The following is a 24,150-nucleotide window of genomic DNA, read 5'->3' on the forward strand; positions in this document are numbered from 1 at the left end:
GTGCGGGAGGCCCTGACGAGCGCCCCTAGGTGAGCCTCCGGGTTCCGGCGTACGGGATCAGGGTCAGCCCTGATGTCCGGGCAGCGGCCCTCGTGTGACGATCGGGGCATGACCGCCGCAGCACCCCCCACCGAGCCACCCCTGCGCAAGCTGTACCGCAGCGCCGAGGGGCGGATGCTGGGTGGCGTCGCCCGGGGACTGGCGGGCCACCTCGGGCTGCCGGTCTCCTGGGTCCGCATCGTGTTTCTCGCGCTCCTCATGGCCGAGGGGTTCGGCGTCCTGCTCTACGCCCTGTTCTGGTTCGTCGTGCCGCTCGGCGTCGGCGGCGTGGAGGCCCCGCGGCCCGCGGCCGTCACGGGCCGGGACGGCAAGCGCAGGTTGCTGGCCCGCAAGCCGGACAAGGGCCAGATATTCGCCCTGGTCGCGGTCGTGGCGGGGATGGCCATCTTCGTCAGCAGCTTCCAACTCGGCCGGGCCAACGCCTACGTCTGGCCGCTGCTGCTGATCGGCGCGGGTGTGGCGCTGGTGTGGCGGCAGGCGGACAACGCGCGGCGAGCGCAGTGGGTGGAGCTGAGCCGCCGCAAGCGGTTGCTGCCGATCGCGCGCGGCGCGGCCGGTGTCGTGCTGGTCAGTGCCGGGGTGACGGGCATCGTCGTGATGCAGGGCTCGGCCCGCCACCTGGGTGCCGTGCTCCAGGCGGCGCTGGCCGTCCTCGTGGGCATAGCCCTGCTCGCGGGGCCCTACCTGGTGCGCATGGCCCAGGACCTGTCCGAGGAGCGGCTGATGCGCATCCGGGCCCAGGAGCGCGCCGAGGTCGCCGCCCACGTGCACGACTCGGTGCTGCACACGCTCACCCTGATCCAGCGCAACGCCGAGGACGCGCGCGAGGTCACCCGGCTGGCCCGGGCCCAGGAGCGCGAGCTACGCGCCTGGCTGAACCGGCCCGAGGGCCGGGGGAAGGAGGAGGACGACGAGCCGGCGACGCTCGCGGACGCGGTGAAGAGCACGGCGGCGGAGGTCGAGGACTACCACGGCGTGCCCGTCGAGGTGGTGTGCGTCGGCGACTGCCCGCTGGACGACCGACTGGCCGCGCAGATGCAGGCCGCGCGCGAGGCGATGGTCAACGCGGCCAAGTACGGTGGCGAGGGCGGTGCCGTGCAGGTCTTCGCCGAAGTGGAGGGGCGTACGGTCTTCGTGTCCGTGCGGGACCGGGGCCCGGGCTTCGATCTGGACGCGGTGCCGGACGACCGGATGGGCGTACGCGAGTCGATCATCGGCAGAATGCAGCGCAACGGCGGCACGGCGCGGCTGCGCTCCGCGCCGGACGGGGGCACCGAAGTGGAACTTGAGATGGAGAGGGTCGCGACATGACCGAAGGCGTGACGGGCACCGGAGGCAGTGGCGGCGCGGAAGGCACGGCGGGGGCCGAGCGGCACGTCCGGGTCGTGCTGGTGGACGACCACCGGATGTTCCGTACGGGCGTGCAGGCCGAGATCGGCGCGACCGAGCGTACGGGCGTGGAGGTGGTGGGCGAGGCGGCCGACGTGGACCAGGCCGTCAGCGTCATCGCCGCCACCCGCCCCGAGGTGGTGCTGCTCGACGTGCACCTGCCCGGGGGCGGCGGCGTCGAGGTGCTGCGCCGCAGCGCCGCGCTGATGGGCGACGCGGCGAACCCGGTGCGCTTCCTGGCCCTGTCGGTCTCCGACGCGGCCGACGACGTCATCGGCGTCATCAGGGGCGGCGCCCGCGGGTACGTCACCAAGACCATCACCGGCACCGACCTGGTCGCCGCGATCTTCCGGGTGCGGGACGGCGACGCGGTGTTCTCGCCGCGCCTCGCGGGCTTCGTCCTCGACGCCTTCGCCTCCACGGACGCGCCGCCGGTGGACGAGGACCTGGACCGGCTGACCCAGCGCGAGCGCGAGGTGCTGCGGCTGATCGCGCGCGGTTACGCGTACAAGGAGATAGCCAAGCAGTTGTTCATCTCCGTGAAGACGGTCGAGTCCCACGTCTCCGCGGTGCTGCGCAAGCTCCAGCTCTCCAACCGGCACGAGCTGACCCGCTGGGCCACCGCGCGCCGACTGGTCTGAGCGAGCCGGCCCCGCTCGTCGGGCTCTGCCCCGACTCCTCCGGCCTCGGCCCCACCGCCGAGACGTCGGCCCGGTCGTCGGCCCACCACGGACGCAACCCGTCTGCGGGGCTCCGCCCGGGGAACAGCACCCGGGGACCCCGCGCCGGGTGCGCCCGGCGCGGGAGTCCGCCGCAGCGGGGCCCGGGGTGCGGCCCGGCGGTGAGGCGCCCGAGGTCAGACCCGGGGCCGGCGTGGGCGGGTGCCCTCACGGGTGCTCTCAGGAGCGCTGAACTCCGCTCAGGGGCGGTAGACCTCGCCGGGCTCGGGCACGGCCGGGGCCATGAGTTGGGGCACCGTCACGAAGGTGAAGCCGCGCTTGTGCAGGGCGTCGATGATGCCGGGTACGGCGGGCACCGTGCCGTCGTAGATGTCGTGCAGCAGGATGATGCCGTCCCGGTCGGCCTGGTCCAGGACCCGCTTCTTGATCAGCGCGGAGTCCGTCGTGGAGTAGTCCTTGGCGGTCACGCTCCACAGCACCTGGGAGAGGCCGAGTTCCTTGCTGACCTTGGAGACGTCCTTGTTGGTGCGGCCCTGCGGCGGGCGCATGAGGGTCGGCTTGCGCCCCGTTATCTCCTCTATCGCGTCCTGGGTGAGGGCCAGTTCCTTGCGGGCCTCGTCGGGTTCGAGGTCGGTCAGCCGGGGGTGCGACCAGGTGTGGTTGGCCACCTCGTGACCCTCCGCCGCGATCCGGCGTACGAGGTCGGGGTGCTTCTTCACGTGGTTCTTGCCGAGCAGGAAGAAGGTCGCGGGAACCTTCTTGTCCTTGAGCGTGTCCAGGAGTTGCCCGGTGTCCTTGCCGGGGCCGGCGTCGAAGGTCAGCGCGATGCACTTGGCCTTCGCGCAGTCCACCGTGCCCTGCTTCCCCTTGGCGTCGTCGCCGGTCTTGGACCGCGCGGAAGCCGGCGATGTCGTATCGGTCTGCTCCGACGAGCAGCCGCTCAGCACGAGCGCGAGCGACAGCGCGCCGGCCGCAGCCACGGCCGTGCCCGAGGCCCGCAGCCGCAGCCGGCTCCGCGAGCGCTGTCCGCCGGCGGCTGACGCGTCGGAGGCCGGCGCGACGGAGTCCTGGGGGGAGGCGGAGGCAACGATGTCGGGCGTGCCGGATATGGGAGGTTCAGAGAGCATGCCGAGCACTGTACAAGCCGTGTATACACGAAGTTCATACACCCCCCTCCTGGCGTTATGCGTCCGGGGAGCGTGGCTCGCGGGCGGTGGGCCGGCGGGTCGCTACGGGTACGTGCGGCCGTGGCGGCACGCCCGCCCCAACGGATGCACCCCGCGCGCCGGCCCGCACCCCACGTGCCCCGCCCCGCTCCCTTCCGCCGCACCCGACTCCGCTCCTCCCTCCTCCCCCCTACTCCTCGCCCCGCCACAGGTCGGGGCCGAAGACCTCGTAGTGGATGCGGTTCGCGGGCAGGCCGAGGGTGCGGAGTTGGGCGCGGGTCGCGCGGAGGAAGGGGACGGGGCCGCACAGGTAGGCGGTGGTGTGGGGGAGGCCGGGCAGCGGGAGAGCGGACAGGTCGACGCGTCCGGTGCGGTCGGGCGGCCAGGGGCCGATCGGCTCCTCGTACCAGACGTGGGCGACGGCGTCCGGCAACTTCCGTACCAGGGCGTCGAGTTCCCCGCGGAAGGCGTGGGTGTGTTCGGTCCGGTCGCCGTGCACGGCGACCACGGGCCGCGCCGCGCCGGTGGTCAGCAGGTGGTCGAGCATGCCGATCAGCGGCGTGCAGCCGATGCCGGCGGAGACCAGCAGGAGAGGGCCGTCGTCGCACGTGTCGAGCGTGACGTCACCGAACGGCAGGCTGACGCGCAGCGTGCCGCCGGCGCGTACGCGGGCGTGCAGATGTGTGGAGACCGCGCCGTCCGGCGCGCCTTCGCCCTCGCCGGCGGCGGCCTTGACCGTGAGGCGCAGACCCTCGGGGCGCGCCGCGCTCACGCTGTACTGGCGTATCTGGCGGGCCCCGTCGTCCAGTTCGACCTGGACGGAGACGTACTGGCCGGGCCGGGACGGCGGGGGCGGCGTGCCGTCGGCGGGCCGGACCAGGAAGCTCACCACGCCGTCCGCCTCCGGCGTGCGCTCCACCACCCGGTACTCCCGCCACACGTCGCCCTCGGCCACGCCGGCCGCCGCGTACAACCGGCCCTCCGCGGCGATCAGCGAGTCGGCGAGCAGCCAGTAGACCTCGTCCCAGGCCGCGGCCACCTCCTCCGTGACGGCGTCGCCGAGCACCTCGGCGATGGCCGCGAACAGGTGGGTGTGCACGACGTCGTACTGGTCGCGGGTGACGCCGAGTGAGGCGTGCTTGTGGGCGATCCGGCCGAGCAGTTCGTCGGGCGCGGTGGGCGAGGGTCCGACCAGCGTCGTCGCGAACGCCGCGAGCGCGCCGGCGAGCGCCTGCCGCTGCGTCCCGTTGGCCTGGTTGCCACGGTTGAACAGGTCGCGCAACAGCGCGGGGTGGGCCGCGAACAGCCGGTCGTAGAAGCGTGCGGCGATCTCGTCGAGCGCGCCGTGCACGGCGGGCAGCGTGGCACGGACCGCGACGGCCGACTTCTCGGACAGCATGGCTACTCCAAATCGGATTCTGGGATTCGTCTTTTGTGTCGGGGGTTTTTCACGGAAGAGGCTTGCGGGGAGTCCGGCGTGGGGGCCGGTTGGTGAGGGCGGGGGAAGTGGGGCGACGTGGGCATGGGCGAGCCCAGTAGTGGCCCACGCGACGCGCGGTGGACGCGGCGGGTGGTGGTCGAGTGGCGGGTGACGCTGGTGTGGTCGGGTGCTACGTGGGGCGGGGGGAGAGGCCAAGGAGGACGGGGCCGGTCGGGGCGGAGACGAGGTCGGCGATGGTAATCGGGTCGAGTGTGGCGTAGAAGGACTCCTGCGCCTGGCGTAGCGCGCTGCGCAGCCGGCACGCCGTGCGCAGCGGGCACGGCGGGTCGTCCTCGCACCCCACCACGTCGCCCGCCCCCTCAAGCTCGCGCACCAGCCAGCCGAGCGACGCGGCCCGCCCGGTCGAGGTCAGCGCCAGCCCGCCGCCCCGGCCGCGCCGGGCCTCGACCACGCCGAGGTGACGCAGTCGGGTGACGACCTTCGCGGCATGGCTGTACGGCACGGCGACGGCGTCGGCCACCTCGCGGGTGGTCGGCGCGCTCTCCGCGTCGAGCACAGCGAGGCGCATGGCGACGCGGAGCGCCAGATCGGTGGCCTTGGTCAGTCGCACGCCGCGATTCTATGGAATACGTATTTTGGATTCGTCTTTGGGGGTGCCCCCTCGCCTCGTCCCCGCTCGCTCAGCGGCCCGGCGCCTCCCCTTCAAGCAGCCTGGTGGCCAACCCCGCCCAGCGGCCCCAGCGGCCACCCCGCCCAGCGCCTCGGCGGCCTCCCCACCCAGCAGCCCGACGACGGGCGCCACACCCTGCCCTCCTACGGGTGAGCGGGCCCGCCCCCACGGGTGAGCGGGCCCGCCCCCGCGTGGGAGACGGGCCCGCTCCGTGGACGGAGATCCGGCGGTTCAGGCCGGCCGCACGTTCCCGTACAGCGGCATCGTGAAGATCGACTCGATCCGCACGTTGGCACCGGGCTTCGGCGCGTGGATCATCTGGCCCTGGCCGATGTAGAGGCCCACATGGCTGCTGTCGTCGTAGAAGAAGACCAGGTCACCGGGGGCGAGGTCGGTGGTGGCTATGCGCTTGCCCACCTTGACCTGGTCCCAGGTGGTGCGCGGCAGGGTCACCCCGGCGGCCTTCCACGCGCCCTGCGTGAGTCCCGAGCAGTCGTACGAGTCCGGGCCGGTGGCGCCCCACACGTACGGCTTGCCGAGCTGTGCCCGCGCGAAGTCGATCGCCTGCTGCGCCTTCGCCGTGTCGGCCGGGAGAGCGGGGTCGCTCGGGAGGGTGTCCCCCGAGCCGTCGCCGCGGCCCGCGTCCTCGCCCTGGCCACTCCCGTCGCCGGTACCACCGCCGTCGCTCGTGTCGCCGTCGTTCTCGCGCTCCTCCCGCTCCCGCTCGCGCTGTTCCCGCTCGCGCTGCTCCCGTTCCTCGCGCTCCTTCGCGGCCTGTTCGCGGGCCAACTCCTTGGCCTTGCGTTCGGCCTCGGCCTGCTTCTTGCGCTCCAGCTCCGCCAGCCTGGCCTTCTCCTCGGCGGTCAGCCTGGACAGCACCGTGCGGGCCTCGGCCAGCTTGGCCCGCACGGACTTCTTCTTGGCCCGCAGGTCCTCCTGCGCGGCCGTGAGGGAGGCCAGGCTCTGCGTCGCCTTGCCGCGCTGGGTGGCCGCCGCCGACCGCCGGGCCTCGTACTCCGTCAGCGCCCGTTGCTGCCGACTGGTCAGCCGGGCCAGCAGGTGCGACTGGTCGAAGAGGCTCTTGGAGTTGGCGGCCAGGAGGAGCGTCGCGGTCGAGTGGGCGCTGCCGCTGCGGTACTGGGCCGCGGCGAAGGACCCCAGCTTGCGGCGTGCCTCGTTGACCCGCTCGGTGTGCTCGGCGACGTCCCCGAGCAGTTCGTCCACCCGGGCCTGTTGCGCGTCCGTGCGCTCCTTGGCCCCGTTGTACGCCTGGGTGGCGCTGCCGGCCTCGCGGTACAGCGTGTCGACCCGCTGCCGCACCTCCTCGATCGAGGGGCGCGGCTCGCGCGGTACGGCGGTGGCCGACGGCGCGACCTGGACGAGGAGGGCGAGGGAGGTGAGCGCGGCCGTGGTGAGGCCGGCGGCGGTGCGACGACCGGACGGCACGCCCAGCCGGGGCCGCGACCTGCGGTGTGACGCCAAGGGAGGCGACTCCTTCCGTGGACCGCCTACCGGGTTAGCTGTCGGGTTCGGGCGCTCCGCGCGGCTCGGGGACGGGCGTCGCCGAGCGCACGGGGAGGGAAGGGATTGCCCTACGGTCCGCACGTGGGGATGCGGTCCGATTCACCCCGGTGGTGCTTCCCCCGCCCCTGGGGAACTCCCGTAGGGCGCGGGGGACGGTGGGTCCCCGGCTCCGGCCACCTGTCGGGGCCGAACTCGGCGCAGGCCGCCCGTTGCCGACGCTGTCGCCGACGAGGGTACGGGCCGCCATGACCAGGCACCGTAGCCAATGGCGCGGGTGGCTGGGAAGGCTGGTGTTCGGCATGTCGGCAAGGGGTCCGGGGAAGGGCGGTGCGGGTTGTCAGTGGTGCCGCCTAGACTCGGTTCGCGATGAGCAGCCTCTTTGACGACGACTTCCTGGCGGATCTTGCTCGGGCGGGCGGCGAGCCCCCGCCCGAGGAGCAGGAGATCCCCGAGGACGCCCCGGGCGACCCGACGGTGCCCGCGGGCCAGGCCCCGGAGCAGGTCCCGCACGACCTGTTCGAGGGCTGGGACCTCGCCCCGAGCGCGGGCCCGGGGCCGGCCGCCGGCTTCGGCGAGCGCGCCGGCCGCGCGGGGCCCGAGGCGTACGGCGAGGAGCCGGAGCCGTACGGCGAGCGCGAGGCGTACTACCGCAACGGCGCGCCGCGCCCGGCCGTGGACCCGGCCGCGCTGCTTGAGGGGATGAACGAGCAGCAGCGGGCCGCCGTCGTGCACGCCGGATCGCCGCTGCTCATCGTCGCCGGCGCCGGCTCGGGCAAGACCCGGGTGCTCACCCACCGCATCGCGCACCTGCTGGGCGCCCGCCGCGCGCACCCCGGCGAGATCCTGGCGATCACGTTCACGAACAAGGCCGCGGGCGAGATGAAGGAGCGCGTCACGGACCTGGTGGGCCAGCGCGCGAACGCCATGTGGGTGTCCACCTTCCACAGCGCCTGCGTGCGCATCCTGCGCCGCGAGTCCAAGAAGCTCGGCTTCACGTCCTCGTTCTCGATCTACGACGCGGCCGACTCGAAGCGGTTGATGGCCCTCGTCTGCCGCGACCTGGACCTGGACCCGAAGCGGTTCCCGCCCAAGTCCTTCAGCGCCAAGATCTCCAACCTCAAGAACGAGCTCATCGACGAGGAGACCTACGCCGCGCAGGTCGGCGGCGACAGCGCGGGCTCCGGCGGCGGCTTCGAGAAGACGCTGGCCGAGGCGTACACGATGTACCAGGCCCGGCTGCGCGAGGCCAACGCCCTCGACTTCGACGACATCATCATGACCACGGTGCACCTGCTCCAGGCGTTCCCGGACGTCTCGGAGCACTACCGCCGCCGGTTCCGGCACGTGCTGGTGGACGAGTACCAGGACACCAACCACGCGCAGTACACGCTGGTGCGCGAGCTGGTCGGGCCGGCCGAGTCCGCCGCCGAACTGTGTGTGGTGGGCGACGCGGACCAGTCGATCTACGCGTTCCGCGGCGCGACCATCCGCAACATCCTCCAGTTCGAGGAGGACTACCCGAACGCGACGACGATCCTGCTGGAGCAGAACTACCGCTCCACGCAGACCATCCTCAGCGCCGCCAACGCCGTCATCGAGCGCAACGAGAACCGCCGCCCGAAGAACCTGTGGACGGACGCCGGCGCCGGCGCCACCATCACCGGGTACGTGGCCGACACCGAGCACGACGAGGCGCAGTTCGTCGCGGACGAGATCGACCGGCTCACCGACGCGGGCGACGCCCGCGCCGGCGACGTGGCCGTCTTCTACCGGACCAACGCCCAGTCCCGCGTCTTCGAAGAGGTCTTCATCCGCGTCGGCCTGCCGTACAAGGTCGTCGGCGGCGTCCGCTTCTACGAGCGCAAGGAGGTCCGCGACATCCTCGCGTACCTGCGCGTGCTCGCGAACCCCGAGGACACGGTGCCGCTGCGGCGCATCCTCAACGTCCCCAAGCGCGGCATCGGTGAGCGCGCCGAGGCGATGATCGACGCGCTGGCGCAGCGCGAGCGCATCTCCTTCGCGCAGGCGCTGCGCCGGGTCGACGAGGCGTACGGCATGGCCGCGCGCTCCGTCAACGCGGTCAAGCGCTTCAACGTGCTCCTTGAGGACCTGCGGACCATCGTGGAGTCCGGCGTCGGGCCGGCCACGGTCCTGGAGGCGGTCCTCGAGCGCACGGGCTACCTCGCCGAGCTCCAGGCGTCCACCGACCCGCAGGACGAGACCCGGGTGGAGAACCTCCAGGAACTCGCGGCGGTGGCGCTGGAGTTCGAGCAGGAGCGCGGCGTGACCCCGGGCGAGCCGGTGGACGCCGAGGCGCAGCCGGCCGCGGACGCGGGCGGCGCCGGCGCGGGCGAGGCCGCGGCGACCGTGGCCGCGGTCGAGGAGGCGGCTGCCGCCGCGGTGGCCCAGGGCGTGGTGGCCCAGGGCGCCGAGGCCGGGGCGGGCGCGAACGCCGGGGCCGGTGGCGGACCGGCCGAGCGGGACGCCGTGGCGGTGCCGGGCGCGACGCGGCCCGCTGTCGCGGGGCCTGAGGACGCGGCGGCTGCCGGCGCCGGGGCCACGACTGGCACGCTGGCCGACTTCCTGGAGAAGGTGGCGCTGGTCGCCGACTCCGACCAGATCCCCGACGAGGACGCGGAGGGCTCCGGCGTGATCACGCTGATGACCCTGCACACCGCGAAGGGCCTGGAGTTCCCGGTGGTCTTCCTGACCGGCCTGGAGGACGGGGTCTTCCCGCACATGCGGGCGCTCGGTCAGGTCAAGGAGTTGGAGGAGGAGCGCCGCCTGGCGTACGTGGGCATCACGCGCGCCCGCGAGCGGCTCTACCTCACCCGCTCCACCATGCGCAGCGCCTGGGGCCAGCCGGCGTACAACCCGCCGTCCCGCTTCCTCGACGAGATCCCCGACCAGTACCTGACCTGGAAGCGCACGGGCTCCGCGACGCCGTCCGCCTCGATGGGTTCGGTGGCCTCCTCGCTCTCCTCGTCGCTGTCCGCCTCGTCACGCTCCGGCGGCGGCCGGGGCACCAGCAATGCCTTCGCCACCCGCCGGGTCAAGGACCGCCCCGTGGTCTCGCTGACCGTGGGTGACCGGGTCACGCACGACTCGTTCGGCCTGGGCACGGTCGTGGGGGTCAAGGGCAGCGGCGACGCGGCCGAGGCGACGATCGACTTCGGCGAGGAGAAGCCCAAGCGGCTGCTGTTGCGGTACGCGCCGGTGGAAAAGCTCTAGCCGTACGCCCCGGCGCGCGGGCCCACCGTGCGCCGGGCTCGACGCTTGCACGGCCGGTGCGGCCGGCGCGGCTGGCCCGATGGGCGGGCGGGGCGGGGTGTTCGCGCGGACGTGGGGCGCTCGCGCCGCGAGGCGAGCGCCCGGCGCGGCGGGCGCAAGGGGCGTGCGCTAGGAATAGGGCGCGCCCGGGGTCGGCCGCTGGCCTGTCGTGGTCCGCTGTGTCACCGCCGGCCGGCGCGCGAGCGAGGCGCGGCCGGCGGTGCGCTGTCAGGTGGGGTCGAGTCCGTGCCCGCGCAGCCAGGGCAGCGGGTCGATGGCCGAACCGCCGCCGGGGCGCACCTCGAAGTGCAGGTGCGGGCCGGTGGAGTTGCCGGAGTCGCCCGAGTAACCAATGGTGTCGCCTGCCTGCACCGATCCGGTACGCACCTTCGTGCTGCCCAGGTGGCAGTACCAGGTCTCGGTGCCATCGGGCGACGTCACTATCGCCATGTTCCCGTAGGCGACGTTGAACTGCGTCCGCACCGTGCCGTCGGTGGCGGCCATGACGGGCGTGCCGTAGTCGACCGGGAAGTCGATGCCGGTGTGCACCGACATCCAGTTGATGCCCGCCTGCCCGTACTGCGCGCTCAGTCCGTGCTGCTGCACCGGGAGCGCGTACTTGGGGCGCATGGCCTCCTTGCGCGCGGCCTCCTCCGCCTTGCGCCTCTTCTCGGCGGCCTGCCGCGCCTTGAGGTCGATGCGCTCCTGGGTGCGGCTGGCGCGGTTGGCGAAGTTGTCGGCCTTCTCGGTGAGCCCGGCGAGCTGGGTGTCCAGCTTGCTGTTGGCCGCGGTGGGCTGCACCGTCGGGCGGTCGGGCGCGGCCTGTGTGGTCGACTCGTCCTTCTTGTCGCCGTCGCTGCCCACGCCGCTGACGGACGCGGCGGCCACCGCCGCGACGCCCATGACGGCGACGGACGGTACGGCGACGGTCAGCAGCGCGGAACGTCGCGGGCGCGAGGCCGGCCGACGCCGGCCACGGCCGCCGTCCCGACGCGCGGGCGGGGCGGTGGCGACCGCGGCCTCGGGCTGCTGCCGACGTCGTGCGGCGCGGGTGCCGGGCTCTGCGAGGGAGGGGGCCGAGGGGCCGGAGAGGTGGGGGGAAGACGCGTCGCCGGAGGCGGCGTCGAGGTCGTACGGGGCGTCGAGATCGGCCTCGGACAAGGCTGGGAAGGCGGCCGTACGTTCAGGTTCCGCCTCGGGCGCCGGGTCGTACGCCCGCTCGCGCGCCCTGGTGTGCTCCTCGTCGCCCGACTCCGCTTGCGAGTAGGGCTGCTCGTAGCCGGGCCCCCCGGCGGGGGCCGTCGCGAAGGAGCCGGTGTCCCAGCCGCCGTTCTCGTCGTACCGCCCCGGCGCGCCGGCGTGCGCCTCGCCCGGCAGGTCCGTCGCCGCGCCACGGGTCACGTCGCCGGCGGTGTCCGGAACCTGGAAGGAGCCGGTGTCCCACTGGATGCTGCCGTACGGGCCGGACTCGGGCCCTCCGGTCTCCCACTGCCCGGTGTCCCACTGGCCGCTCTCGTGCTGCCCGGCCTGGCGCGGGACACCGTCCAGGGTGCCGGTGTTCCACTGCGCGGCGTCGAACTGCCCGGAGTCGAACTGCCCGGAGTCGAACTGTCCGGTGTCGTACGGCTGGTCCGCGAAGGGACCGACGTCGAAAGTGCCGGTGGCGAAGGGCCCGCCGTCCAACTGACCGGTATCCGCGGGCCCGGCGACGAACGGCCCGGTCGCGAACTGTCCGGTGTCGTACGCACCAGCCTCGAACTGGCCGGTGTCCACCTGCCCCGCGTCGGACTGCCCCGCGCCCCCCCAGGCGCTGGCGTCCCACTGACCGGAGGAGTCGGCGTCCGCGCCGGTGAACGGCGCTGCGGCAGGCTGCGGATAACCCGTTGCGGCGGCCCAGTTGGCCGTGGTGTCGTAGCTGCCGGTGTCATAGCCGTTCGACTGATCGTCGTACGCGGCGTTCCACTGCCCGGCGTCGTAGGAGCCGGACGACTGCCCGTCGTAGCCGGCGTCGTAGGAGTCGTGCGCGGCGTGCTGCTGGCGTCCGCCGTCCGAGCCGTCGGGGAGCGCGCCGTACGAGGGGTCGCTGGCTCCGTCGGCTTCGCCGTAACCGGTGGCGAACTGGTCGAAGGTACCGGTGGCGTAACCGTCGTACCCGGAATAGCCGTGCTGTGCGCTCTGCTGGTCATACGACCCGTAATGCGCTGATGAGGCATCGGGAATATGGGCCGCCGGGTCTGGGTTCCCCGACGGGTGACGGTTGTTCACCACCAACTTCTCTTTCGCCTCGACAGCAGGAGAATTAGCGGCGACTGTACCCGGCGGTATGCGACGCCGACAATCTTCCACAGGTTTCTGGCTCGCCGAGAACGGGCATTTGGTCGCCTTTCGGCGCGTCGAGTGGCATTACTTGGCCGTGTGTTCGATATCTGTTCGATAAATTTCGCCATGATCGCGCAACCGAATCCCCTTCCCGAGCGTCTACGGCCCCTTTGTGAGGGGGCTCTGGGGGAGTGCTGTGTGTGCCGACTCTGAGGGGTGGCACCCGTCGAGGCGCCCGTCGAGTGGTCGTGGTGATGGCGGCGGCGCCGGTGTCGGCGGTGGGTCGCGAGGTGGCGCGGTGTGTTGCGTTGTCGCCTCTGGTGTCGCGCCGGGTCGCGCCGGTTGCGCTGGGCTGCCGCGTGCCGCGTGTGGCGTGCCGCTTGCTGGGCGGTCGGGTGGGGTGGCGGGGCGTGGCGGGCGAGTGGCTGGTGTCGCGTAAGTCGCAATTGCCGCGTATGGGGCCACTCTTGTGCCGGGTGCCGGGTGCCGGGTGCCGGGTGCCGGGTGCCGGGTGCCGGGTGTGCAGTGCGTGGTGCGCTGGGTGGTGGCCGTGGCGGGTGCCGGGTGCGCTGGGTGGTGGCGGGGTCGGCTGCGCGGTCGCGTGCGGGGAGGCGAGGGCCGGGGAGGCGGGTGTGGCCGGTGTGGGCCGTACCCTGCGCCGGGCGGCTGACGGCGCAGGGTACGGCGACTTCACGATGGCTTTCCCGGTCGTCCCGCGAGCTGGCCGCGGAGGCGGCGCGTAGCGTACGTGGTGTCCACGTGTGATTTCCCCCTCCCTCTTCACCGGGAAACGACCGGGTGCGGGATGCTGGCGATAACGTTCGTTCACACCTATGGCCAGTAACGGCAGTCGTGCGTGGCACGTGCTGGCCGCCTGCGGGAGCAGACGGCCAGGAATCCATAAAGGCATGGAGGCAGTGATGGGAGTGACCGGTCCGATCCGCGTGGTGGTGGCCAAGCCGGGGCTCGACGGCCATGATCGCGGGGCGAAGGTCATCGCGCGTGCGCTGCGGGACGCCGGTATGGAGGTCATCTACACCGGGCTGCACCAGACTCCGGAGCAGGTCGTGGACACCGCGATCCAGGAGGACGCCGACGCCATCGGCCTGTCCATCCTCTCCGGCGCGCACATGACGCTCTTCGCCAAGGTTCTTGAACTGCTGCGCGAGCGCGAGGCCGAGGACATCAAGGTGTTCGGCGGCGGCATCATCCCCGAGGCAGACATCGCCCCGCTGAAGGAACAGGGCGTGGCCGCGATCTTCACCCCCGGCGCCCCGACCACGGACGTCGTGGCATGGGTGCGCGCCAACGTGCGGCACCCCGCAGAGGCGTAACCCCCGCCCACCGGCCCCGCCCCCCGCGGCGGCCGGTGGCCGGCAGCCGCCCGTCCGCGGCGTGCGGCACGGGGGCGGGGGCGCACGGGGCATCGCCGTAGGCGGCGGTGGTGGCGGAGGCCCCGGCGTCCGTCCGTACGGTGCCGCGAGGGCCGGTCCGCCGGCGCGGTACGCAGCCGCCCGCGACCGCCCGCGGGGGGCTCGGTGGGGCGCGGATGTCGCGGACTCAGCGCCCCGCTCCCGCCTAGCCCCCGCTGGCCTCCGCCCCTCCCGTCTCCTCCGTCTCTCCTGGGTCTGGTGCGCCGGCCGGCTGGTCCGGTGCGGCGGCCAGTTCCGCCTGCATGGTGGCGCGCAGTCGCAACGTGCCGACCAGCCGTTGGAACGCCTCCGACCAGTAGCCGACCGCTCCCGGCGCACCGTCGCGGGGCTCCTCCGCTATCGCGGTCAGCACCTCGAGCCGATCGGCGAGCGCCGGGTCGAGGCACCGCTCGGCCAGGCCCATCACCCCGCTGAAGCTCCAGGGGTAACTGCCCGCGTCGCGGGCGATGTCGAGGGCGTCCACCACCGCGCGACCCAGCGGCTCGGCCCACGGCACCGTACAGACGCCGAGCAGCCGGAACGCGTCGGACAAACCGTGCGTCGCGATGAACTCCGCCACCCACGCGGCCCGCTCCGCCGCCGGCAACACCGCGAGCAACTTGGCCGGATCGCGCCAGGACGGGCCGGCGGCCGTCGGGGACAGGTGTCCGCCCAGCGCCGCCCGCGCCGCGGACGCGCCACCTGCGGGCGCGCCTCCCGGATGCGCGCCGGCGCCCCCCTGTCCGCCGCCCGGGTGCCCGACGCCCTGGGGCGCGGTGGCGGGCGGGTCGGTGAGCGGCGCCGACGGGTCGCCCTCCGGGGTGTTGAGCAGGGCGCGCGCCCAGTCGGCGTTCCGCTGTCGCACGGCGGCGCGGCCCCATGCCGCGTGCAACTCGGCCTGCCAGTCGTCGGTGACGGGCAGGGCGAGGATCTGCGCGGGCGTGCGCCCGCCGAACCGTTCGACCCAGGCGTCGAGCGGGGTCGCCTCCACCAACTGGCCCAGCCACCAGGCCCGTTCCCCGCGCCCCGACGGCGGCTTGGCGATGACGCCGTCGCGCTCCATCTCGCTGTCGCAACTCGCGGGCGGCGCCACGGTCAGCACGGGGCGGCCGGCGTCCGCGCGCAGGGTGACGCAAGCTGTCGAGCGGGCGGCCATCCGCGCGGCGAGCGCTGAGCCGGGCAGGGCCGAGAGCAGCTCGGCCGCGGTGGAGCGCACGTTGCGGCTGCGGTCGGACAGGGCCTGCTCCACGAAGGGCTCGTCGGCCTGCGAGAGGCCCTCGCGCAACGAGTCGAGGAACATCAGTCGGTCCTCGGCCCGCTCCGTGCTCCACGTGCGGGCGAGGAGGGCCAGCGCCGCGGCCGGGTCCCGGCGGCGCAGCGAGGCCAGCAGGGCCACTCGCTCCGCGAACAACCCCTCCTCCCAGACGCGCTGTGTCGCCGCCGCGTCCAGCGCGGCGCCGGGGGCGGCGGGGTCGGACGCGCCGGCCGGCGGGCCGCCGCGCAGGGCGAACTTCCAGTCCGGGTTGAGCCGCGCCAGCCACAGCGCGCGCGGGCCCGCCAGGGTGAGCGCGGCCGGGCGCAGGTCGGTGCGCGCGCGGGCCGCGTCGAGCAGGGCGGGGAGCAGGGCCGAGGGTGCTCGGTAGCCGTGCCGGTTGGCGGCGGACAGCCACTGTGGCAGCAGTTCCGCCAGGTCGGGGGCGGTGCGCGAGCCGCCGCCCCCGGAACCGGCGCGCTCGGTGAGCAGCATGGCGAGCCGTACGCGGGCCGCGGGCGGCAGGTCCGGCCGTGGGTCGGCGGGCGCGCGGGCGGGGCCGCGCCGCGCGGCGGCGGGGCGCAGTCCCGCCCGGCGCTGCACGGTACTGATCGCGGCGGCCTCCAGGAGCGCCGCCGCGGGGTCCTGGCCCGGCCGCGTGGCCACCGGCGGCGTGCGCCGGTCGGTGCCGAGGAGCGCGGCGGCCAGCAGGTCGCCCCAGTCGGCCACGGGGCGTACGCCGTCGGGCGCCGGTGGGGCAGCCGAAGTGTCGGTCAACGTCACGGTGTGCCTCCAGGAAAGGTGGGGCGGCGGGTCGGCGGGTGCGGCAGGGGCTCGGCGGGGCGAGGTGCTGGCCGTGCGTCCGTCCGGGGGCCCGGCCGTCTGTCGGTGGGCCGGGCGTCGGCGTACGGCGTCGCCCTGGTGTGGCACCGCCCGGGCGCGTCGGCCACGGCGGGCGTGTGGATGGGGTGATGGCGGTGTGGCCTGGCCGCGTACCGGTGCGCGTGCGCGCGTAACGAGGCGCGCGTGCCGAGGGTGCGGCGCGGCCCGTGGCGTCACGGTCCGGTGCGGTGGGTGCCGTAGGTGAGCGCGACCGGCGCGCCGTTCCAGGCGGTCAGTGGTACGAAGCCGCGGTGCCCGCACTCGCCGAAGACCGTGAGGGGGGCGCCGCCGGATATCGCGGTGAGCTGCCACAGGTTGCTCGTACAGCGCGGGTCGATGGGCAGGGCGAACTCACCGCCCGCGTCGGCCAGTTGCCAGCCGTCGCCGCCGGCCTGGGGTGCTGATCCGGTGGCGCCCGGACCGCCGCCCTGCTGTCCGCCGCGTGGGGCGCCCGCGCCGGCGAGCGCCTCCAGGGCCGCCGCGTCCGGCACGGGGACGACCCGGGAGAGGACCACGGGCCAGGCGTCGAGCCAGGGATCGTCCCGCAGCGCGGTGCCGTACGCGGCCAGGGCGGAGGAAACGTCCACGCCGGGCGGGGCCTGCGCGTCCGCGCCGGCCGCACGCGTGGCGCCGGCGTGCGCCGAGGAGGCCGCGTCCGCGCCGGCTGACCGGGCCGGGGCGACGGCAGCCGCCGGTTCGGGTGCCGAGGCGACGGCGGGGGCGGGCGTGGCACCGCCGTTTGTCGTCCCGTAACGCCGGCCGAGGGCGGCGCGCAGGGGGCGGGCGGCCGGGTAGTACGCGAGGTCCGCGTCGAGCACCAGGCCGACCGGGAGGGCCAGTTCGGGGGCGCGGCCGGCGGCGCCGAAGGAGAGCAGCAGGGCCATCCGGCCCGTGCGCTCGCCGCGCAGCCACACCCGCCGGGTGGTCAGCTTGCCGTCGTCGCTGTCCTGCCGGCCGAGCACCAACCAGTCGTCGCGGACCGGCTCCGCCGTGGCCAGCAGCTCCGCCGTGTCCGTGGTCAGCCCGACCCGCGTGCGGGCCGTGGCGGCCAGCGGGGCGGGGAGGTCGGCCACGCGCTGGAAACCCTCGCTGAGCAGGTGCAGGAGGGCGCACTCCTCCAGCAGGCGGGACGGCCAGCCGGCCCCCGACGTGGTGATCGCCCCCAGCTCCCGCACCCGCGCCGCAAGGCCCGGGGCCTGGGCGTCGACCATGCGGGCGGCCGTCTCGTCCCACTGCGCGTACCCGGACCGGTCGGCGCCGGCCAGGCCGTCCCGGACGAGGTCGGTCAGCCGCTGCTCCAACTCCGTCGCGCCCGCGGCGATGCGACGCTCACGCTGCTCGATCCGGTCCGCGCGGCGGCGCGCCGCGGCCCCGTCGTCACCGTCGCCGGCCCCGGCCGCCCCCTCGCCGGCGTCCGCCCCCTGCGCGCCGGCGTACGAGGCCGCCTCGCGCTCCGCGCGCTCGCGTCGGCCGGTCAGCCACTCCGCGGCCCACGGCGGCGCCTCGGCGTCGGGCATCGGCTCCCCCGTGGCCCAGAGCAACAGCAGGCCCAGCGCGTGCTTGCACGGAAACTTGCGGCTCGGGCAACTGCACCGGTACGCCGGGCCCGAGAGGTCGATCACGGTCTGGTACGGCTTGCTGCCGCTGCCCGAGCACAGCCCCCACAACGCCCCGTCGCGCACGCCGGTGCCCGACCACGGCGCGGGCGACGACAGCTTGCCGCCCGCCTTCTGTGACGCGGCGTCAGGAGCCAGCGCGAGCACCTGTTCCGCCGTCCATCGTTCCCCCTGCCAATTCATGTCCACGACGCTAGGCCACCCCACTGACAATCGCCCTGACCTGCTGTTTCCCCAGCCCGAGCGGGATTGTCAGAGGGGTGGTGCATGGTGGTTGACGTCCCCGGCTGAGGCAGCCGGACGGGCAGGTGAAGAGGGGGATTTGTGACCGTGTCTGGAACCACGAACACCGTGTCGGACACCGCGCGGGCCGCGTCGGAAGCCACCGCGACCGCCGATGCCGCACCGCTGAGCGAGGAGCGCCCGGAGGCGCTCCGACCGCACGCCGAGGACGCGTTCGCCGAGGAGCTGGCCGCCCTCGCCGCGGCCGACGACCGGCCGCGACCGACCAACTGGCGGCTCTCACCCTGGGCCGCGGCCACGTACCTGCTGGGCGGCACCCTGCCGGACGGCACCGTGATCACCCCGAAGTACGTGGGACCGCGCCGCATCGTCGAGGTCGCCGTGACGACGCTGGCCACGGACCGGGCACTGCTGCTGCTCGGCGTGCCGGGCACCGCCAAGACCTGGGTGTCGGAGCACCTGGCGGCGGCGGTGAGCGGCGACTCGACCCTGCTGGTGCAGGGCACGGCGGGCACCTCGGAGGAGGCCATCAGGTACGGCTGGAACTACGCCCAACTCCTGGCCCACGGGCCGAGTCGGGACGCCCTCGTGCCCAGCCCGGTGATGCGGGCCATGGCCGACGGCATGACCGCGCGCGTGGAGGAGCTGACCCGCATCCCGGCCGACGTGCAGGACACGCTGATCACCGTCCTGTCGGAGAAGACGCTGCCCATCCCGGAGCTGGGCGCCGAGGTGCAGGCGGTGCGCGGGTTCAACCTGATCGCCACGGCCAACGACCGGGACCGGGGCGTCAACGAGCTGTCCAGCGCGCTGCGCCGCCGGTTCAACACCGTGGTGCTGCCGCTGCCCGCCACGCCCGAGGCGGAGGTCGAGATCGTCGCGCGCCGCGTCGACCAGCTCGGCACGTCACTGGACCTGCCGTCCACGCCCGAGGCCATAGCGGAGATCAGGCGCGTGGTCACGGTCTTCCGCGAGCTGCGCTCCGGGATGACCAGCGACGGCCGGACCAAGCTCAAGTCGCCGTCGGGCACGTTGTCCACGGCCGAGGCGATCTCGGTCGTCACCGGGGGCCTGGCGCTGGCCGCGCACTTCGGCGACGGCGTGCTGCGCGCGGACGACGTGGCGGCGGGCATCCAGGGCGCCGTCGTCCGCGATCCGGCCGCCGACCGGGTGATCTGGCAGGAGTACGTGGAAACCGTCGTCCGCGAACGCGACGGCTGGAAGGACTTCTACCGCGCCTGCCGCGAGGTGAGCGCGTGACGCACGCGCACGAACGGGAAGCGCCCGTGGCCGACGCGGCGCGGGCGCTCCCCGAGGCGGCCGGTGCGCGTGGGGGCGCGCGCACCGGCCCGGGCGCCGGGGCCGATACGGGGGCCGGCGACCCAGCACGAGGCACGCGGTGCAGCGCGCGTGCCGGCACGGATGCAGGTTCGAGTGCGCCGTCGGGCGCGGACGCGGCGCGAGCCGTGGTCGCTCCCGGGGCGCCGTTCACGGCCGCGGGGGTGGCGATGTTCCGGCAGGGATCGGTTACGTGCGAGGAGAACGCGGTGGACGCTTCGTGGGGGAGTGCGGCGGACGGTCCCGCCGAGGCGGGAGTCGTCGCCGTAGCGGACGACGCCGACGGCGGACCGTCCACGGGGGAGGCACGGGCCCTGGCGCGGGCGGCCAGGGCGATCGGCGAGCGGGCCGCGCGGCCGGCCGGGCCCACCGCCGCGACCGACGGCGGCGCGGGGCCGCTGCTCCTCGGCGTCCGGCACCACGGGCCGGGCTCGGCCCGCGCCGTACTGGCCGCGCTGGAGCGGTGCGCGCCGAAGGCCGTGCTGATCGAGGGCCCGCCGGAGGGGGACGCGCTGCTGCCGCTGGCCGCCGACCCGCAGATGCGGCCCCCGGTCGCGCTGCTCGCGCACGTCGCGAACGAGCCGGGCCGGGCGGCGTTCTGGCCGCTCGCGGAGTTCTCGCCGGAGTGGGTGGCGATCCGCTGGGCCCTGCGGCACGGCGTTCCGGTGCGCTTCATCGACCTGCCGGCGGCGCACACGCTGGCGCTCACCGGCGCGGCCGACGAGGCCGCCGCCGACGCGCCGGGGCGCGGGGGTCCCGACGCGGGGGGCGACGGCGACGCCCCGGACGGCGAGGGCGACGCGCCGCGGGCCGGGGGCGCGCCGGTGCGGGTCGACCCGCTGGCGGCGCTCGCGGCAGCGGCGGGGTACGACGACCCCGAGCGGTGGTGGGAGGACGTCGTCGAGCACCGCGGCGAGGCCGCGCCAGGCGACGACACCGACCGGGACGACGCCGACCGCGTCGTCGGGCCGGCGCGCGCGCTCGCCCAGGACGACGGGCGCGACGGGCACGCGACGGCCCGGGCCCGGGCGCTGGCCCCGTTCGCGGCCATCGGCGAGGCCATGGCCGCCCTGCGCGCCGAGCACGAGCCCACCGAGTCGGACGGATCCGCCGCGCGGGCCGAGCCCGCCGGCCGAGGCGAGCCCGCCGGCCGAGGCGAGCCCGGCGACCAGGGCGGCGCGGACGACCGGGACCGGGACGCGGTGCGCGAGGCGCACATGCGGCTGCGGCTGCGCGAGGCGCGGCGCGAGTTCGGCGACGACGTCGCGGTCGTCTGCGGCGCCTGGCACGTACCGGCGCTGACCACCAAGACGACGGTGGCCGCCGACCGCGGGCTGCTGCGCGGCCTGCCGAAGGCCAAGGTGGAGCTGAGCTGGGTGCCGTGGACCCACCGCAGGCTGTCCCGGGCCAGTGGGTACGGCGCGGGCATCACCTCGCCGGGCTGGTACGGGCACCTGTTCGGGGCGCCCGACCGCCCCGTGGAGCGCTGGCTGACGAAGGTCGCGGGGCTGCTGCGGGAGGAGGACTACCCCGTGTCGACGGCGCACGTCATCGAGGCCGTACGGCTCGCGGACACCCTCGCCATCCTGCGGGGCCGCCCGTTGGCGGGGCTCACCGAGACCACCGACGCCATCCGGTCCGTGCTCTGTGAGGGATCGGACGTGCCGCTGTCCCTGGTCCGCGAGCGGCTGGTGGTCGGCGACGACATCGGCGAGGTCCCCGACGCGGCGCCCGCCACGCCGTTGCAGCGCGACCTGGCCCGGGCCCAGCGCGCCCTGCGCCTGAAGCCGACGGCGACCGACCGCGAGATGGAGCTGGACCTGCGGAAGGAGACCGACGCGGAGCGCAGCGCGCTGCTGCACCGGCTGGGGCTGCTCGGCATCGCGTGGGGCGTGCCGTCGCGCAACGCCCGCGCCAACGCCGGCACGTTCCGCGAGACATGGCGGCTGCGGTGGGAGCCCGAGCTGGCGGTGCGGGTCGCCGAGGCCGGCGTCTGGGGGACCACGGTGCGCTCGGCCGCGACCGCGCGGGCGGCGGCCCTGGCCGTCGACGCGGAGGGGCTGGCCGACGTCACCGAACTGGCCGAGCGCTGCCTGCTCGCCGGGCTGCCCGACGCGCTCCCGGTCGTGATGCGGGTGCTCGCGGACAGGGCCGCGCTCGCCGCCGACGTGGGCCACCTCGCCCAGGCGCTGCCCGCGCTGGTGCGCTCCGTGCGCTACGGCGACGTGCGGGGCACGGACGCGGCGGCGCTCGGCGAGGTCGCCGTCGGCCTCGCCGAGCGGGTCTGCGTCGGCCTGCCGCCCGCCTGCGTGGGCCTGGACGCGGACGGCGCCGAGGAGATGCGTGGCCACTTGGACGCGGCCCACCGGGCCATCGGCCTGCTGGCCGAGACCCGCCGCCCGGCCACCGAAGCCGGGCCCGCGGCCCCGGCGGCTCCGAACACCCCACGGTCCACCGACCCCGTCGCCGCCACCGACGACGACAACCACGCCGACGCCGCCCCCGGGCCGGCCGGCGACGAGAGCCCGCGGGCAACCGCCGACTCCGCCGGCCCCGCGGCTCCGGGGCGGTCCACCGACCGCGTCGCCGTCACCGACGACGACAACCACCCCGACGCCGCCCCCGGCTCCGCCGGGGACGACTGCCCACGAGCAGCCGTCGCCCCAGCCATCCCCGCCACCCCCAGCGAGCCGGGCCTGCGCGCCCGCTGGACCGCCGTGCTGCGCGTGCTGGCGGAACGGGACGGCACGCCCGGCCTCATCCGGGGCCGGGCCGCCCGACTCCTGCTCGACGACGGGCAGTTGGCCGACGACGAGGCCGCCCGTCTGATGGGGCTCGCCCTGTCGCCCGGCACGCCGCCGGTCGCGGCAGCCGCCTGGATCGAGGGGTTCGTCGGCGGAGGAGCGGGCGGCGGCATGCTTCTCGTTCACGACGAACGGCTGCTCGCCCTGGTGGACGACTGGTTGTGCGGCGTGGCACCCGAGGCGTTCACCGACGTCCTGCCGCTGCTGCGGCGCACCTTCTCCGCGTACGAGGAGGGGGTGCGCCGCACGCTCGGCGAACTCGTGCGGCGCGGACCCGGCGGTGGCGCCCGCGCCGGTGCCACCGCCGCCGGCCCGGCGGCGGGCTTCGGCCCGGAGACCGACCCCGAGCGGGCGCGCGCCGTGCTGCCGACGCTGTGGGCCCTCCTCGGATTCGAGGGCCCGGCCCCGGCGGGGCCACAGCCCGCGCCGGTGGCGGAGGCAGCGGCCAAGCCGCGGGCCACGCCCGGGGACCAGGTCACGACGGGCGAACAGGCCACGCCCGGGGGACAGGCCACGACCGAGCAGCGGGTCACGACCGGGCAGCGGGCCGCGGCCGGGGCCGGTGAGTCGGCCGGGACCGGGGAGTCGGCCGGGGCCCCGGCGGCGGGTCGGCCCGCCGCCGGGCCGGCCGGGGCCGCCGCGACCACGACGACCACCGACGGCGGGACCGGCCGGGCCAAGGCGCCCGAGGAGGACGGCGATGCCGCCGCGCCGGCGCCGCGCGTACCGGACGCGGAACGGCTGCGCCGGTGGCGCCTGGTGCTCGGCGGCGGGGACGGCGCCGACGGTACGGGCTGCGCGCTCGACGGACGGGACGCCGCGATGGACCGGACGTTGGAGGCGCTGTACGGGGGGAGCGGCGCGGGCGGGGCGGCCGGGCGCGGCAAGGGCGGGTCGGCGGCGGGCCAGCGCTCCGCGGGGCTCGGCGACTCGGCGCCGCGCGTGGCCCGTTGGCTCGGCGACATCCGTACGTACTTCCCCACCTCCGTCGTGCAGGTCATGCAGCGCGACGCGATCGACCGGCTCGGCCTTTCCACGCTGCTCCTGGAGCCGGAGATGCTGGCGGCGGTGGAGGCCGACGTGCACCTGGTGGGCACGCTGCTCTCGCTCAACAAGGCGATGCCGGAGACGACCAAGGAAACTGCGCGGGCCGTGGTGCGCAAGGTGGTGGAGGACCTCGAGAAGCGGCTGTCCAGCCGCACGCGCGCCACGCTCAACGGCGCGCTCGACCGCTCCGCGCGCGTGAGCCGCCCCCGCCACCAGGACATCGACTGGAACCGCACCATCCGTGCCAACCTCAAGAACTACCTGCCCGAGTACCGCACGGTGATACCCGAGCGGCTGATCGGGTACGGGCGGGCCGCGCGCGGGGTGAAGAAGGACGTCATCCTCTGCATCGACCAGTCGGGGTCGATGGCGGCCTCCGTCGTCTACGCCTCGGTGTTCGGCGCCGTGCTGGCCTCGATGCGCTCGCTCGCCACCCGCCTGGTCGTCTTCGACACGGCGGTCGTGGACCTCACGGACGAACTCGACGACCCGGTGGACGTGCTCTTCGGCACCCAACTGGGCGGCGGCACGGACATCAACCGCGCGCTGGCCTACTGCCAGTCCCAGATCACCCGGCCAGCCGACACCGTCGTCGTGTTGATCAGCGACCTGTACGAGGGCGGCATACGTGACGAGATGCTCGGGCGGGTGGCCGCGATGAAGGCGTCGGGCGTGCAGTTCGTGACGCTGCTGGCGCTGTCCGACGAGGGCGCGCCGTCGTATGACCGGGAGCACGCGGGGGCGCTCGCGGCGCTGGGCGCGCCGGCCTTCGCCTGCACGCCCGATCTGTTTCCCGACGTGATGGCGGCGGCTATCGAGCGACGCCAACTCCCCATACCAGATGGGGAGTCACATCGATAAGCCGACGACCGAGGGCTTGCGCGGCCCCCTGTGCAGCGTGCAAGGATCGCCCCGCACCGAGACGTTCACCGCCTCGTCCGCCGCATGGTCCGTATCCCGTAGTCCGCTGTTCTCTTCTCCGCTCCCTCCGCACGCCCCTCCCGCACGCCTCGCTCGTCTCGGCTCCCATCAGCTCT

At 74.9% G+C, this 24,150-nt stretch carries 13 protein-coding genes and 1 pseudogene; 7 read left to right on the forward strand and 7 right to left on the reverse strand.

Going from position 1 to position 24,150, the window contains the following annotated elements; genetic code table 11:
* Positions 1 to 108: 108 nt before the first annotated feature.
* Positions 109 to 1,371 (forward strand): PspC domain-containing protein, encoded by a 1,263-nt coding sequence (locus AC3CHW_RS21025; RefSeq protein ID WP_488467497.1) that lies wholly within the window; start codon positions 109 to 111, stop codon positions 1,369 to 1,371.
* Positions 1,368 to 2,090, forward strand: a complete 723-nt coding sequence (locus tag AC3CHW_RS21030) for a LuxR C-terminal-related transcriptional regulator (RefSeq protein ID WP_398612116.1) — start codon at positions 1,368 to 1,370, stop codon at positions 2,088 to 2,090. Before AC3CHW_RS21025 ends, AC3CHW_RS21030 begins: the two co-directional genes overlap by 4 nt.
* A 278-nt stretch (positions 2,091 to 2,368) precedes the next feature.
* Here AC3CHW_RS21030 and AC3CHW_RS21035 read toward each other — a convergent pair whose 3' ends face one another.
* The 4 genes from AC3CHW_RS21035 to AC3CHW_RS21050 form a co-directional block, all read right to left on the reverse strand.
* On the reverse strand, positions 2,369 to 3,256 hold the full coding sequence (locus tag AC3CHW_RS21035; RefSeq protein WP_488467498.1) for a polysaccharide deacetylase family protein: 888 nt from the start codon (positions 3,254 to 3,256) through the stop codon (positions 2,369 to 2,371).
* Between the two features lie 229 nt (positions 3,257 to 3,485).
* Positions 3,486 to 4,694, reverse strand: a complete 1,209-nt coding sequence (locus AC3CHW_RS21040; RefSeq protein WP_488467499.1) for a globin domain-containing protein — start codon at positions 4,692 to 4,694, stop codon at positions 3,486 to 3,488.
* 211 nt (positions 4,695 to 4,905) lie between these two features.
* Entirely contained in the window at positions 4,906 to 5,346 is a 441-nt protein-coding gene (locus AC3CHW_RS21045) for an RrF2 family transcriptional regulator (RefSeq protein ID WP_359330257.1), read from the reverse strand.
* 291 nt (positions 5,347 to 5,637) lie between these two features.
* The gene (locus AC3CHW_RS21050) at positions 5,638 to 6,888 is read right to left on the reverse strand and encodes a C40 family peptidase (protein WP_488467500.1); all 1,251 of its coding nucleotides are present in this window, start codon (positions 6,886 to 6,888) and stop codon (positions 5,638 to 5,640) included.
* Between the two features lie 408 nt (positions 6,889 to 7,296).
* Here AC3CHW_RS21050 and AC3CHW_RS21055 point away from each other — a divergent pair, with 408 nt between their 5' ends.
* Entirely contained in the window at positions 7,297 to 10,161 is a 2,865-nt protein-coding gene (locus AC3CHW_RS21055; RefSeq protein WP_488467501.1) for an ATP-dependent DNA helicase, read from the forward strand.
* Between the two features lie 267 nt (positions 10,162 to 10,428).
* On the opposite strand, the gene AC3CHW_RS21060 is transcribed toward AC3CHW_RS21055, so the two are convergent.
* Positions 10,429 to 12,465, reverse strand: a complete 2,037-nt coding sequence (locus AC3CHW_RS21060) for a M23 family metallopeptidase (RefSeq protein WP_488471122.1) — start codon at positions 12,463 to 12,465, stop codon at positions 10,429 to 10,431.
* A gap of 974 nt (positions 12,466 to 13,439) precedes the next feature.
* Here AC3CHW_RS21060 and icmB point away from each other — a divergent pair.
* The gene (icmB, locus tag AC3CHW_RS21065) at positions 13,440 to 13,853 is read left to right on the forward strand and encodes a coenzyme B12-dependent isobutyryl CoA mutase small subunit (protein WP_176162124.1); all 414 of its coding nucleotides are present in this window, start codon (positions 13,440 to 13,442) and stop codon (positions 13,851 to 13,853) included.
* Between the two features lie 244 nt (positions 13,854 to 14,097).
* Here the strand turns inward: icmB and AC3CHW_RS21070 are convergent, their stop codons facing one another.
* Both AC3CHW_RS21070 and AC3CHW_RS21075 read right to left on the reverse strand, forming a co-directional pair.
* Positions 14,098 to 15,960, reverse strand: coding sequence for a DUF5691 domain-containing protein (locus AC3CHW_RS21070; protein ID WP_488471123.1), 1,863 nt, complete (start codon positions 15,958 to 15,960; stop codon positions 14,098 to 14,100).
* A 278-nt stretch (positions 15,961 to 16,238) separates the two neighbouring features.
* Positions 16,239 to 17,864, reverse strand: a complete 1,626-nt coding sequence (locus AC3CHW_RS21075; protein WP_488467502.1) for an SWIM zinc finger family protein — start codon at positions 17,862 to 17,864, stop codon at positions 16,239 to 16,241.
* A gap of 225 nt (positions 17,865 to 18,089) precedes the next feature.
* Between AC3CHW_RS21075 and AC3CHW_RS21080 the strand changes: the two genes are divergently transcribed.
* The 3 genes and pseudogenes from AC3CHW_RS21080 (at position 18,090) to AC3CHW_RS21090 (ending at position 23,974) form a co-directional block, all read left to right on the forward strand.
* Positions 18,090 to 19,184 carry an ATP-binding protein gene (locus AC3CHW_RS21080; protein ID WP_488471124.1) on the forward strand — a complete coding sequence of 365 codons (1,095 nt, stop codon included), beginning with the start codon at positions 18,090 to 18,092 and terminating at the stop codon, positions 19,182 to 19,184.
* 476 nt (positions 19,185 to 19,660) lie between these two features.
* Positions 19,661 to 22,456, forward strand: a pseudogene (locus tag AC3CHW_RS21085) (DUF5682 family protein); the annotation flags it as partial.
* Between the two features lie 729 nt (positions 22,457 to 23,185).
* Positions 23,186 to 23,974, forward strand: coding sequence for a VWA domain-containing protein (locus AC3CHW_RS21090; RefSeq protein ID WP_466307381.1), 789 nt, complete (start codon positions 23,186 to 23,188; stop codon positions 23,972 to 23,974).
* Positions 23,975 to 24,150 lie beyond the last annotated feature (176 nt).

The sequence above is a fragment of the Streptomyces sp. MGP-BFMKR1 genome, assembly GCF_057766585.1.

Bases quoted from the DNA above. Each gene is read 5' to 3' on its own strand.
- AC3CHW_RS21035 (WP_488467498.1), bottom strand. From the start codon at position 3,256: ATGCTCTCTGAACCTCCCATATCCGGCACGCCCGACATCGTTGCCTCC.
- AC3CHW_RS21090 (WP_466307381.1), top strand. From the start codon at position 23,186: ATGCCGGAGACGACCAAGGAAACTGCGCGGGCCGTGGTGCGCAAGGTG.
- AC3CHW_RS21040 (WP_488467499.1), bottom strand. From the start codon at position 4,694: ATGCTGTCCGAGAAGTCGGCCGTCGCGGTCCGTGCCACGCTGCCCGCC.
- AC3CHW_RS21030 (WP_398612116.1), top strand. From the start codon at position 1,368: ATGACCGAAGGCGTGACGGGCACCGGAGGCAGTGGCGGCGCGGAAGGC.
- icmB (WP_176162124.1), top strand. From the start codon at position 13,440: ATGGGAGTGACCGGTCCGATCCGCGTGGTGGTGGCCAAGCCGGGGCTC.
- AC3CHW_RS21055 (WP_488467501.1), top strand. From the start codon at position 7,297: ATGAGCAGCCTCTTTGACGACGACTTCCTGGCGGATCTTGCTCGGGCG.
- AC3CHW_RS21025 (WP_488467497.1), top strand. From the start codon at position 109: ATGACCGCCGCAGCACCCCCCACCGAGCCACCCCTGCGCAAGCTGTAC.
- AC3CHW_RS21075 (WP_488467502.1), bottom strand. From the start codon at position 17,864: ATGAATTGGCAGGGGGAACGATGGACGGCGGAACAGGTGCTCGCGCTG.